Origin of the sequence: Streptomyces sp. NPDC047453 (assembly GCF_040643155.1) — a bacterium.
GTDB lineage: Bacteria > Actinomycetota > Actinomycetes > Streptomycetales > Streptomycetaceae > Streptomyces.
The window spans coordinates 17,866-29,644 of sequence record NZ_JBEYTS010000081.1 but is presented as its reverse complement, the minus strand read 5'-3'; the positions used below and the strand labels follow the sequence as shown (position 1 = coordinate 29,644).

General features: G+C 74.3%; 10 protein-coding genes and 1 pseudogene. 7 read left to right on the top strand and 4 right to left on the bottom strand.

Features of this window, described 5'->3' with window-relative positions:
* Positions 1-143: 143 nt before the first annotated feature.
* From sigJ to ABZ818_RS36810, 4 genes are all read left to right on the top strand, one after another.
* A complete protein-coding gene (gene sigJ / locus ABZ818_RS36825) occupies positions 144-1,040 on the top strand; it encodes an RNA polymerase sigma factor SigJ (protein ID WP_361424831.1) in 897 nt (298 codons plus the stop codon).
* Between the two features lie 59 nt (positions 1,041-1,099).
* Positions 1,100-1,939: an alpha/beta hydrolase gene (locus tag ABZ818_RS36820; protein ID WP_361424828.1), complete on the top strand. Its 840-nt coding sequence runs from the start codon at positions 1,100-1,102 to the stop codon at positions 1,937-1,939.
* Between the two features lie 46 nt (positions 1,940-1,985).
* On the top strand, positions 1,986-2,834 hold the full coding sequence (locus tag ABZ818_RS36815; RefSeq protein WP_361424825.1) for a pentapeptide repeat-containing protein: 849 nt from the start codon (positions 1,986-1,988) through the stop codon (positions 2,832-2,834).
* Between the two features lie 244 nt (positions 2,835-3,078).
* Positions 3,079-3,804, top strand: a complete 726-nt coding sequence (locus ABZ818_RS36810; protein WP_361424822.1) for a DUF2470 domain-containing protein — start codon at positions 3,079-3,081, stop codon at positions 3,802-3,804.
* On the opposite strand, the gene ABZ818_RS36805 is transcribed toward ABZ818_RS36810, so the two are convergent.
* The 4 genes from ABZ818_RS36805 to ABZ818_RS36790 form a co-directional block, all read right to left on the bottom strand.
* Entirely contained in the window at positions 3,772-5,007 is a 1,236-nt protein-coding gene (locus ABZ818_RS36805) for a lactonase family protein (protein WP_361424819.1), read from the bottom strand. The two genes, ABZ818_RS36810 and ABZ818_RS36805, sit on opposite strands and share 33 nt — an antisense overlap.
* A 119-nt stretch (positions 5,008-5,126) precedes the next feature.
* Complete coding sequence (locus ABZ818_RS36800) at positions 5,127-6,164, bottom strand: hypothetical protein (RefSeq protein WP_361424816.1); 1,038 nt, start codon at positions 6,162-6,164, stop codon at positions 5,127-5,129.
* Positions 6,161-7,468 (bottom strand): aromatic acid exporter family protein, encoded by a 1,308-nt coding sequence (locus ABZ818_RS36795; protein WP_361424812.1) that lies wholly within the window; start codon positions 7,466-7,468, stop codon positions 6,161-6,163. Before ABZ818_RS36795 ends, ABZ818_RS36800 begins: the two co-directional genes overlap by 4 nt.
* A gap of 53 nt (positions 7,469-7,521) precedes the next feature.
* Positions 7,522-8,016 (bottom strand): FBP domain-containing protein, encoded by a 495-nt coding sequence (locus ABZ818_RS36790; RefSeq protein ID WP_361424809.1) that lies wholly within the window; start codon positions 8,014-8,016, stop codon positions 7,522-7,524.
* A gap of 122 nt (positions 8,017-8,138) precedes the next feature.
* Between ABZ818_RS36790 and ABZ818_RS36785 the strand changes: the two are divergent.
* The 3 genes and pseudogenes from ABZ818_RS36785 to ABZ818_RS36775 all read left to right on the top strand — a co-directional run bounded on the left by ABZ818_RS36785 (position 8,139) and on the right by ABZ818_RS36775 (position 11,774).
* Positions 8,139-9,109: pseudogene (locus ABZ818_RS36785) on the top strand (aminoglycoside phosphotransferase family protein).
* A 91-nt stretch (positions 9,110-9,200) separates the two neighbouring features.
* Positions 9,201-10,487 carry an ROK family transcriptional regulator gene (locus tag ABZ818_RS36780; RefSeq protein WP_361424806.1) on the top strand — a complete coding sequence of 429 codons (1,287 nt, stop codon included), beginning with the start codon at positions 9,201-9,203 and terminating at the stop codon, positions 10,485-10,487.
* Positions 10,488-10,562: 75 nt separating this feature from the next.
* On the top strand, positions 10,563-11,774 hold the full coding sequence (locus ABZ818_RS36775) for a cysteine desulfurase-like protein (protein ID WP_361424803.1): 1,212 nt from the start codon (positions 10,563-10,565) through the stop codon (positions 11,772-11,774).
* The last annotated feature ends 5 nt before the right edge of the window (positions 11,775-11,779 follow it).

The window sequence follows — 11,779 nt, the reverse complement described above, 5'->3', positions numbered from 1 at the left end:
GACCAGCGTCAGGTGGACTGGCAATTCACCACCCACGATGCACGCATCAAACTGCGCCATCTCTATCCCAAATATTAGCTGCGACAGTCTACTAGGATGCTCGGGACGTACGGGGAAACGGGGTGGGAAAGACCATGCCCGGCATGGCTGACGAGGAAGTCCTGGCACGGAGCTTCGAGGAGCACCGCGGGCAACTGCGGTCGGTGGCCTACCGCATGCTCGGCTCGGTGCCCGAGGCCGAGGACGCCGTCCAGGAGACCTGGCTGAAGCTCACCCGCACGGACACCGGCGCCATCCGGAACCTCGGCGCCTGGCTCACCACCGTGACCGGCCGGGTCTGCCTCGACCTGCTGCGTGCGCGCAACGCCCGCCGCGAGGAGCCGATCGACGACACCTTCGTGCCGGACCCCTTGATCCGGCCCCTGACACCGACCGACCCGGAGCAGGAGGCGGTCCGGGCCGACTCGGTGGGGCTCGCCCTGCTCGTCGTCCTGGAGACGCTTCAGCCCGACGAGCGGCTGGCGTTCGTGCTCCACGACCTGTTCGCGGTGCCCTTCGACGACATCGCGCCGATCGTGGAGCGCAGCGCCGCGGCGACCCGGCAGCTCGTCAGCCGCGCCCGCCGCCGGGTGCAGGGCGCCACCCCGTCCGCCGAGGCCGACCTCGCGCGGCAGAAGCGAGTGCTCGACGCCTTCCTCGCCGCCTCGCGCGGCGGCGACTTCGAGGCACTGGTGGCCGTGCTGCACCCGGACGTGGTGCTGCGGGTCGACTCCGGCGCGCTCGTCCGGGGCGCGGCCGCCTCCAAGGTGGTCCACGGGGCGAGGACGGTGGCCGCCCAGGCCCTCACCTTCGCGCAGTACGCCGGGACGGCCCGCCTGGTGCTGGTCAACGGCTCGATCGGGGTGGCCAACGCCCCCGAGGGCGGGCCGCGTTCGGTCATGGGCGTCGTCGTCTCCGACGGCCGGATCACCCACCTCTACATCCTGGCCGACCCCGAACGGCTCGGGCACCTGGACCTGGCCGCCGCGCAGGAGGACTGAGCGGTCCAGGACCGGAATTCGGTTGCCCGGCGGGCGACGGCCCTGACAGGGTCGTCGCCATGCCCGGCTACCGCGCGTACGACGCGACGACACTCGCCTACCGCGTCCTCGGAGAGGGCCCTCCGGTGATCGGCCTGCCCGGCGGACCCATGCGGGCCTCGGACTACCTCGGCGACCTCGGCGGACTGTCCGCGCACCGGGGGCTGGTGCTGCCGGATCTGCGGGGCACCGGAGGATCGGCGGTCCCCCGGGACCCCGCGAGCTACCGCTGCGACCGGCTCGTCGACGACGTCGAGGCGCTGCGCGAGCATCTGGGCGTGGAGCGCGTGGACGTGCTCGCGCACTCCGCCGGCGCGAACCTGGCGGCGCTGTACGCGGCCCGCCACCCCGAACGCGTCGGCAGACTGGCGCTGATCACGCCGAGCGTCCTGGCCGTGGGCATCGAGGTCACCGGGGAGGTCCGGCGCGAGACGGCGCGGCGGCGCGAGGGCGAGCCGTGGTTCGCGGCGGCGTACGCGGCGCTGGAGGAGATCACGGCGGGCCGGGCGACGGACGCCCACTGGCAGGCGGTCGCCCCGCTCCGCCACGGCCGCTGGGACGCGGCGGCCCGGGCCCTCGACGCCGCCGACGCCGAGCAGAAGAACGGCGAGGCCGCGGCCGCGTACGCCGCCGACGGCGCCTTCGACCCGGACGCCACCCGGGCGGCGCTCGCCCGGTTCACCTCCCCGGTGCTCGTGCTCGCCGGTGAGGTCGACCTGAACTCGCCCCCCGCCGCCATGGCCGAGTACGCCGGGCTCTTCCCGCACGCCGAACTGGTCGTCCAGCCCGGCGCGGGGCACTACCCGTGGCTCGACGACGCCGGCCGGTTCGTGGCGGCCACCGCCGCCTTCCTGCGGTGAGCCGCCCGTCCGGGCCCCGCACCCCGAGTTCGGTAGGTTGAACATCATGCAAGATCGGAAAGACCCTCCGCACGACCGGAGCGGACTGCGCGGCGACTGCGCGCGGTGCTTCGGGCTCTGCTGTGTCGCGCTGCCCTTCGCCGCCTCCGCGGACTTCGCCCTGGACAAGCCCGCGGGGAAGCCGTGCCCGAACCTCCGGGACGACCACCGGTGCGGCATCCACACGCGGCTCCGGCAGCGGGGTTTCACCGGGTGCACGGTCTACGACTGCTTCGGAGCGGGGCAGAAGGTCTCGCAGGTCGTCTTCGGCGGACGGGACTGGCGCACGGGGTCCGCGGAGGACGCCCGGCGGATGTTCGAGGTGTTCCCGGTGGTGCGGCAGCTGCACGAGCTGCTGTGGTACGTGACCGAGGCGCTCTCCCTCAGCGCCGCCCGCCCGGCGCACGACGAGCTGCGCCGCGCGCTGGAGCGTACCGAGCACCTCACCCTCCTGCCGCCCGGGGAACTGGCCGCGCTGGACGTCGGCGCGCACCGCCAGGAGGTCAACGTCCTGCTGCTGCGCGCCAGCGAGCTGGCGCGGGCCGGAGTACGGCGTGGGAAGGGCAGGCCGAAGGACCGGCGGGGCGCGGACCTGGCCGGGGCCCGGCTGAAGCGCGCGGACCTGCGCGGGGCCAGTCTGCGCGGCGCCCTCCTGATCGCCGCCGACCTCACCGGAGCCGATCTGCGGTACGCGGACCTGATAGGCGCCGACCTGCGGAACGCGAATCTGGCCGACGCCGATCTGACCGGCGCGATCTTCCTCACCCAGCCGCAGGTCGACGCGGCGCGGGGCAGCGCCGGCACCCGGCTGCCCGGATCGGTCTCCCGTCCCGCGCACTGGACGGCGCGGAGCTGACCCGCCGACGTTCCGCAACGGCGCCCGGTCCGCCGGTACCGCGCCGGAGCGTGAGCCGTGCGCCGTATCCCGGTCCTCCGCGCCCGCCGGTCGACCGTGCGCCGTTTCACGGTTCTCCGCGCCCGCCGGTCGACCGTGCGCCGTTTCACGGTTCTCCGCGCCCGCCGGTCGCGGCTCGCCTGGTTGGCACACCCTCCGATCTTCGATAAGTTAGGCAAGCCTTACCTAAGAAGGAGGTTGAGGGATGGACGACAGCCAGACCTGGACGGCGGCGCCCGCGGCGGCACAGCGGGCACGGTCCCTGCTCGCCGCCGCCTGGTCCTGCGCGGTGACGGCGGAGGGCGGACGGGAGGAGTTCGTGGGTGCCCACACCGTGAGCGAGGACGGCCGCGTACTCCTGCACGTGCCCGAGGACAGCCCCCTGCGCACCACCGCGATCTGCGCGCCGCGCGGTGAGCCGTCCGCCGTCCTGGAGTTCGCCGACGTCGCCCCCGTCCCCGTACGCAACCGGATCCGCGCCCGGCTCTGGCTCGCCGGCCGGCTCGTCCCGGAGGCGCGGCACCTGGCGTTCCACCCCACGCGCATCGTGCTGCGGCAGGCGTCCGGCGCTGTCGTCATCGGAGCCGAGGAGTTCACCGCCGCCGCGCCCGACCCGCTCGCCCTGGCGGAGGCCGGTCTGCTCACCCACCTCGCCGACGCCCACCCCGAGGCGGTGGAGCGGCTGACCCGTCTGGTCGGCCCCGACAGCCTGCACGGCGCGGTGCGCGTCCGCCCGCTCGCCGTCGACCGGCACGGACTGACCCTGCGCATCGAGCGCGCCCGCACCCACGGCGACGTACGCCTGCTCTTCCACGCGCCCGCCGACGACCTCGCCGCACTCACCGAGCGCATGCACGTCCTGCTTCTCCAGGCGGGCGCCGCCTCCTGCCCGCGCGCCCTACAGCGGCAGCGCGCAGACGGCGACGGGTGAGGGGAACGGCGTACCCGCCAGGCGCAGCGCGCCGTTCGCGCGGTCGACGTGGAAGACGCTGACCGTGCTCGACTTCTGGTTGGCGGCGAACAGCAGCGCGCCGTTCGGTGAGAAGGCGATCTGACGCGGGAAGTCGCCCGCGACCGGCGTCGTGCCCAGCAGCTTCAGTCGGGCGCCGCCCGCCACCACGGCGTACCGGGCCAGGGTGTTGTGGCCCCGGTTGGCCAGGTAGGCGAACCGGCCGTCGGCCGTGACCAGGGCTTGCGACGGGTAGTTCTTGCCCGGGCCCCCGCCCGTCGACTCCGTCGCGCCGATGGTCAGCCGGCCGGTGGGCCGGTCGTACGTACAGACCGCGAGGGTGTCGTCGACCTCGTTGGCGAGATAGGCGTACCGGCCGCCCGGGTGGAACGTCAGTTGACGCGGCCCGGCGCCCGGCCGGGTGTGCGCCTGGGAGACCTCCGTGAGGCGGCCGGTGCGGGTGTTCAGGCGATAGGTGTAGACGGTGTCGGTGCCGAGGTCCACGGCCAGGATGTGGCCGCCGTCGGGGCTGGTGATGACCTGGTGGGCGTGCGGCCCCTGCTGTCCGGGGCCGGGCCGCGGGCTGGTGTGGGTGACCAGGTCGGCCCGCTCGCCCAGCGCGCCCGAGGCGGCTATCGGGTGCACGGCCACGCTGCCGGAACCGTAGTTGGCGCTCAGCAGCCAGCGCCCGCTGGGGTGCACGGACAGATGGCAGGGCCCCGACCCGCCGGTGCTCCGGGTGCCCAGCACCTTCCGGTCGGCGAGCCGCACCGCGGTCACCCCGCCGTTCTGCCGCTCGTCGACCGCGTACAGCGTGCGGCCGTCGGGATGCACGGCGAGGTACGACGGGTCGGCGACCCCGGTGACGGCGCCCCGGCCGCCGACGGCACCCGACACCGGGTCGTACACCGCCAGGCCGATGCCCTTGCCGCCGCCCGGCACGGACGTGTACGTGCCCAGGTACAGGGGCCGTGGACCGGACCGCCTCGCCGCCGGCTGCCGACCGCTCGCGGCGGCCTCCGGCGCGGACCCGGCCCGCGGTGTCGCGGGCGCCGGGACCGCCAGTACGGCGACGGCTCCCGTCAGGGCCCCGACGAACTGCCGCCTGCTCCAGCCTCCCCCGGGTTCCCGGCGTCGCCCGAGCAGGGGGGACCCCTGCCGCGACGCCCTCGCACCACTGTCCATGCCCGCACCTCAGGTCATCGGCTGCCCCGGTCGTGACTGCCACCTTGACGCGCGCCACCGCTCCCACGCAAACGCAGCGGGACGCGTCCCGAGTCCCGCGAGGCGGCAGCCCGGTGTGCCTACCAGTCCCCGTCCTCCACCGGCTTGCCCGGAGCGTCTTTCAGGGGGCGTACCTGCTGCGGCGACGGTTCCTGCCACGGCTCGTGGTCGTCGCCGAGCCAGTCACCGGCCGGCCGCACCCCCGACAGGGGCTCGGTGGGGGAGAGGTCCTCGGCGTCCTGGTCGTAGTAGTCGAACCAGGGCAGTCCGGCGCTCGTGTACGCGGCGCGGTCCACGGGCGACGGCGGGGGAGCCTCGCCGGTGATGCGGCGCCACTGCGGAGGCGTCACCAGGTGCACGAACACCCGCCCCGCGGGCCGCTCGGACCAGGCGCCCGGCGGCCGGTCGTCCCGGTACACCTCCTGGCGCATGGAGCCGCCGACACCGAGCCCCATCGCGGGCGCGGCCCGGCGCGGGGCGGCCGGCGCGGCGCCGGGCGCGGGCGCCGCCGCAGCCGCCATGGGTGCGGCACCGCAGATCTGGGCCGACAGGGCCGTCTCCTGCCGCAGCCGCCGCCGCTCCTCCTCGCGCCACCGGCCCAGTTCGGCGTCGTTCAGCGGGAACGACTGCAACTGCACGCCGCCCCACACCTCCTCGCCCGTGACCTGGCCCTCGACGCTCGCCCCCAGACCCAGCGGCACGGCGACGAACTGGCGCACGGTGCCCTTGCCGGAGTTGATGCCGTCCAGCCACGGCTGGCGGGGCAGCACCACGTAGTTCTGCGGGTCGCGGGACAGCCGGTCGCTCCAGGGCCGGCCCGACACCGCGCACACCTTGCCCACGCCGACCTGGAGGGCGGCCGGCTCGGTCGTGCCCGCGAAGCTCAGCCACATCGCCTCGCGCAGATACACCGGCAGCATCACACCGCCGCGCGCCCGCCACTCCTCGGGCACCGAGTCCGCGTAGTCGGCCACCCGCCGGACCGGGAACTCGCCCAGCCCAGGCGGCAGCGGATGCGTACCCTTCTCCGGCAGCCGCAGGGTGCGCACGAACCGCACCGCCACACCGCCCGGCAGCCGCAGCGTGTTCCCGTCGATCCGCACCTTCGAGTCGGTCATGCCTGCTCCCCTCCTTCACAGGACCGCGCCGTCGTACGACCGCGCCCCTCACGCACAGAACGCCGCGCGACGCCCTCGCGGTTCCGCCGCTGCCGGACCGGGGCGCCCAGCCGGTCCCCGAGCCGGGTCAGCCGCGGGGCGCGCTCGCGCTGGGCGCGGGTGTACCGGTCCAGCTCCTCCAGGAGCCGGCGGGAGCGGTGCTCGGTGTCCATCTCGTCGATGATGCGGTCGACCTCGGTGAGCACCGCGCCGTACAGCTGCCACTGGCCCGTGTCCCGCCGCGCCTCCTCCAGCAGCAGCCGCGCCACCCTGTCGCGGGTGGCCGAGGTCTGCCGCAGCTGGGCGGCCAGCCGGGACTCGGCCTCCTCGGCGCTCGCGCTGACGTCCGTGGTGACCAGCACCGCGAAGCTGACCACCCCGTCGGCGATCTCGCACAGCAGCTCCTGCACCAGGGCTCCGGTCTGCGGCGAGAACATCGGCTCGGGGGCCCGCCGCTTCGTCAGGTCGGTGAAGCTGCGCGCCAGTACCCGCAGCACGACCGTGCAGATCTCCAGCGTGTCAAGACCCGTGCGCAACACCACTCGGTGCAGCAGGCCCTCGCGCACCCGCGGATTGAGCCGCAGGCTGTCCTCGGCCTGCCGGAGGGCGGCGTCCACCTCGGAGATGTCGTGGTCCAGGCGGCGCGCCTCGTGCAGCCGCTCCGCGGCACGCTCCACGGGCGGATGCCCGGCCGCCTCCTCGCCCAGCCGCAGCATCAGCTGCCGTACGCGGCGGGCCAGGCCCTCGATCGACGCACCGGCCTGTTCGGTCCACACCGGGGGAGCGAGCAGCAGATTGCAGCCGAGGCCGACCACCGCGCCGATCAACGTCTCCTCGACCCGCGCCGAGGCGGTACTGCCCACGGCGGTGACGCCGAGCACCAGCATCGCGCTGATCGCCACCTCGGGCACGAACTCGTCCACCCGCACCAGGTGCCCGACCGCAAGCGCCGCCAGGATCACCAGTGCGAGACTCCACCAGGTCAGCCCCACCAGCAGGGAGAAGGCGATGGCCACGAGCACTCCGGCCACCACGGAGTTCACCCGGCGGATGCCGGTGGTCAGCGTGGAGTAGAGGGTCACCTGGACGACGAGCAGAGCCGTCAGCGGCGCGGTCAGCGGCGCGGGCTCGGGACTCAGCCGCAAGGCGATCACATACGCGATCGTCGCCGCGGTCGTGGAGCGCAGCGCCTGTACGACCACGGGGTCCCGGTGCCGCTTGGCCAGCCGAACCAGCGACGAGGTCCAGTCACGTACCTTCCGCATCCCTTGCGCTGTTCCCCGATCGCACAGGGGTCGAACGTGACCGGGCGGTGCGGTCAGGCGTACAGCTTGTCGAGGAAGGCCGCCAGGTTGGCCGTGGTGCGGGCGATCTGCTGCTCCAGGGTGAGGCTCTCCTCGAAGCGCGCGCCGGAGTCCGGGACCTTCTTTCCGCGCACGTAGAGGGAGCAGGCGAGGTCGGTGCACATGTACAGGCCGACCGAGTTGCCCTCGCGGCCCGCCGCTCCGGCCTTGCGGGCGGTCATCAGGGAGACCCCGCCCCCGCGGTGGGTGGTCAGGCACAGCGAGCACATGCTGCGGTGAAGGAACCCGCGCTGCGAGGCGGGGAAGCGCAGGGTCACGCCCATGAGCCGGCCCTCCCGCTCGGTGACCAGATAGCTGCGATCGGGCGCTCCCGGATCGCGCCAGCCCAGGAAGTCCAGATCGTTCCAGGGGCGGTCACCGAGGTCGCGGGGCAGCGACAGGCGCTTGGCCTCGCCCTTGGAGCAGTTGACGAACGAGTCGCGGACGTCCTGCTCGGACAGTGATCTCATGGGGGGCCTCCGGGAGGGTGCGAGAAATTGCCTAAGGGGATTAGTTTTGCGGCTAGGGTAAGCAGGATCCGAAAGGGGGGTCCAATGGATTTCGGTGACCCGGACACAACGCCGACGCGGTCGTGGGGGCGCGCCGGCGCGTTCTGCGGGCCGCGGGTGTCCCGCCCGGCCGGCTCGCCCGGCTCCGCGCACTGGGCGGCGGCACGTACAACACGGTCGAGGAGCTGTGCCTGGCCGACGGCACCCGGTACGTGCTGAAGGTCCCGCCCGCCCCGACCGCGCCCGTCTGCGCTATGGGAGGAACCTCCTCGTCGGCGAAGCCGAGTTCTGCCGCGGGGCCGGGCGCGCCGGAGCGCCGGCGCCGCGCGTGGTCGCGGTGGGCGAGGAGGCCGGCCGGTGCCACCTGCTGATGACGGCCTGCCCCGGCGAGCCGTGGGACGCGTCGGTGACGGACACCGAAGCGGCGGACCTGCGCACCCGGCTGGGCGGCCAGGTGGCCCGGCTGCACCAGGTGACCGGTCCCGGCTTCGGCTACCCCTCCGGCGCGCTCGGCCCGCTCGCCCCGGACTGGCGCACCGCCTTCACGGCCATGTACGCCGCCGTCCTCGATGACGCCCGCAGCTACGGTGCCCGGCTGCCCCGGCCGGCCGACGGGATCGCCCGCACGGCCGCCACCGCGTACGGCGCCCTGGACGAGGTCGCCGTACCCCGCCTGGTCCACTTCGACCTGTGGCCCGGCAACGTCCTGGTCGACCGCTCGGAGGGCGGCGTCCGCATCGGGGGCCTGATCGACGGCGAGCGCATGTTCTGGGGCGATCCGGCGGCCGACTTCGTCTCGCTCGCGCTGCTCGGGGACATCCGCGAGGGCCGGGCGTTCCTCGCGGGCTACCGCGCGGCGGGCGGCCGGGCCGGGTTCGGGCGGACGGCCCGCCCGCGGCCCGCCCTGTACCGCAGCTACCTTTACCTGGTCATGCTCACCGAGACGATTCCGCGCGCCCTGGGGCAGGAGCACGAACGCTGGACGCGCGACCATGTCGCCCCCGAACTGTCCGCCGCGCTCGAGGAGATCGGCCGCCTTACCGTCACCTCTTAATTTATTGCGTGGACTAAGGAATCGCGGAAGTCGCGCCCAGACGGCCCGCGGCGGTATGTTGCAGCTCGGGCACGGTTCGGGAGGGAGCCACATGGCGGGGCGGAACGGGCGCACGGTGCGCGATCTCAGAAGGGGCAACCGCTCGGCCGTACTGCAACGGCTCTACTTCGACGGCCCCCTCAGCCGTTTCGAACTCGGCCCCGCGACCGGACTGAGCTCCGGCTCGGTCAGCAACGTCGTCGCCGACCTGGTCGCCGACGGCCTCGTCGAGGAGGCCGGCAGCGTCGACTCCGACGGCGGCCGCCCCCGCACCCTGCTGCGCGTCGCGCCGACCAGCGGCCACATGATCGGCGTGGACGTCGGCGAGACCAGGGTCCGCGTCGAGCTGTTCGACCTCACCCTCACCGAACTGGCACGCACCGAACGGCCGCTGGAGTCACAGGGCTACGACGTCGACGTGATCACCGGGCACATCCGGGACGGGATCGCCGAGGTCCTGACCGCGGCCGGCCTGCCCCCGGAGCGCCTCCTCGGGGTCGGGATCGGTGTCCCCGGCATCGTCGAGCCCACCCCCGACCGCGGTGCCGTCGTGCACGGGCAGACCATCGGCTGGGACGCGGTACCCCTGGAGTCCCTGCTCCGCGCCGGCTCCCGGCTCCCGGACGGCGTCCCGTACTTCATCGACAACGGCGCCAAGACGCTTGGCCAGGCCGAGATGTGGTTCGGCGCCGGCCGCGGCGCGGGCAACGCGGTCGTGGTGCTCTTCGGCTCCGGAGTCGGCGCCTGCCTGGTCACCACCGAGGTCGAGCGCGGCCGGGCCGTGGAGTGGGGGCATCTGACGGTACGCGTACGGGGGCGCCGCTGCCGCTGCGGCGCCCTGGGCTGTCTGGAGGCGTACGCCGGCGCGGAATCCCTGCTGGCCCGCTGGCGCGAGGAGGGCGGCCGGCCGCCGCGGGACACCGACGAGGAGACCGCGCTGACCGCCCTGCTGGCCGCCGCCTACCCGCCCGAGGGCACCGCCGCCGACCCCGTGGCGCTCGCCGTGCTGGAGGAGACCGCCGAATACCTGGGCGCCGGCCTGTCCGACCTGATCAACCTCTTCCAGCCCGAGCGCATCCTCATCGGCGGCTGGGCCGGCCTCCAGCTCGGCCCCCGCTTCCTGCCCGCGGTACGCCGCCACGCGACCGCCTACGCCCTGCGTCACCCCGCCGAGCGGGTCACCATCGACCTGGGCAGACTCGGCCCGGACGCGGTCACCGTCGGCGCCGCGATCCTCCCCCTCGCCGACTTCTTCACCCGTGGCGGCCGCCGCGCCGACCCGGCCCCCAAGGACCCGGTCCCCGCCTGGCAGACGGCCCTGGAGGAACGCAGGACGTAGGGGGCTGTCGCTGGGGCGCGGTGCGATGGATCATGGGGGCGCATCCCGCACCAGGAGCGTTCGAAGGAGTCGTCCGTGACGCATGACATCGCCGGTGTCCGCGCGCAGTTCCCCGCACTGAAGGCCGGGTGGGCTCATTTCGACGGGCCGGGCGGCAGCCAGACACCGCAGCCGGTCATCGACGCCGTCGCCGACGCGCTCGCCGGTCCGCTGTCCAACCGGGGGCTGACGACGGCGGGCGAGCGCAACGCCGAGGACTGCGTCGCCACCGCCCGCGAGGCCATGGCGGACCTCCTGGGCGCGGAGCCGTCCGGAGTCGTCTTCGGGCGCAGCGCGACCCAGTTGACGTACGACTTCTCGCGCACGCTGGCCCGGACGTGGGCGCCCGGCGACGAGGTCGTCGTCACCCGGCTCGACCACGACGCCAACATCCGGCCCTGGGTCCAGGCCGCCGAGGCCGTGGGAGCCGTCGTGCGCTGGGCCGACTTCGACCCGGCCACCGGCGAACTGACCGCGCGGCACGTCGCGGACCAGCTGTCCGACCGCACCCGGCTGGTCGCGGTCACCGCCGCCTCCAACCTGATCGGCACTCGCCCGGACCTGCCCGCGATCGCCGCCCTGGCCCACGAGCGCGGCGCCCTGCTCTATGTGGACGGCGTGCACCACACCGCCCATGCCCCGGTCGACCTCGCCGCCCTGGGCGCGGACTTCTTCGCCTGCTCCCCGTACAAGTTCCTCGGCCCGCACCTCGGCGTCGTGGCGAGCCGTCCGGACCTGCTGGAGACGCTGCGCCCGGACAAGCTGCTGCCCTCGTCCGACGCGGTGCCCGAGCGCTTCGAACTCGGCACCTTGCCCTACGAACTGCTGGCCGGCACCCGGGCCGCCGTGGACTTCCTCGCCGGGATGGATTCGTCGGCGCGCGGCACCCGGCGGGAACGGCTCTTCGCCTCCTTCGGCTCACTGGAACGGCACGAGGACGCCCTGCGCCGCCGGATCGAAGAGGGGCTGTCCCGCCTCCCGGGGATCACCGTGCACTCGCGCGCGGCCGAGCGCACCCCGACCCTGCTGCTGACCATCGAGGGCCGCAGCACCGTCGACGCCTACCGCCACCTGGCCGAACACGCCGTCGCGGCGCCGTCGGGCGCGTTCTACGCCCTGGAGGCCTCCCGCCGGCTCGGCCTGGGCGACACCGGCGGGCTGCGGATCGGACTGGCCCCGTACAACGACGACGAGGACGTCGACCGGCTCCTGGAGGCGCTGGCGGACTTCCTCCGCACGGCGCCGTAGAGCCG

Coding starts and splice junctions, on each gene's coding strand:
- sigJ (WP_361424831.1), top strand. CDS start 144: ATGGCTGACGAGGAAGTCCTGGCACGGAGCTTCGAGGAGCACCGCGGG.
- ABZ818_RS36820 (WP_361424828.1), top strand. CDS start 1,100: ATGCCCGGCTACCGCGCGTACGACGCGACGACACTCGCCTACCGCGTC.
- ABZ818_RS36815 (WP_361424825.1), top strand. CDS start 1,986: ATGCAAGATCGGAAAGACCCTCCGCACGACCGGAGCGGACTGCGCGGC.
- ABZ818_RS36810 (WP_361424822.1), top strand. CDS start 3,079: ATGGACGACAGCCAGACCTGGACGGCGGCGCCCGCGGCGGCACAGCGG.
- ABZ818_RS36805 (WP_361424819.1), bottom strand. CDS start 5,007: ATGGACAGTGGTGCGAGGGCGTCGCGGCAGGGGTCCCCCCTGCTCGGG.
- ABZ818_RS36800 (WP_361424816.1), bottom strand. CDS start 6,164: ATGACCGACTCGAAGGTGCGGATCGACGGGAACACGCTGCGGCTGCCG.
- ABZ818_RS36795 (WP_361424812.1), bottom strand. CDS start 7,468: ATGCGGAAGGTACGTGACTGGACCTCGTCGCTGGTTCGGCTGGCCAAG.
- ABZ818_RS36790 (WP_361424809.1), bottom strand. CDS start 8,016: ATGAGATCACTGTCCGAGCAGGACGTCCGCGACTCGTTCGTCAACTGC.
- ABZ818_RS36780 (WP_361424806.1), top strand. CDS start 9,201: ATGGCGGGGCGGAACGGGCGCACGGTGCGCGATCTCAGAAGGGGCAAC.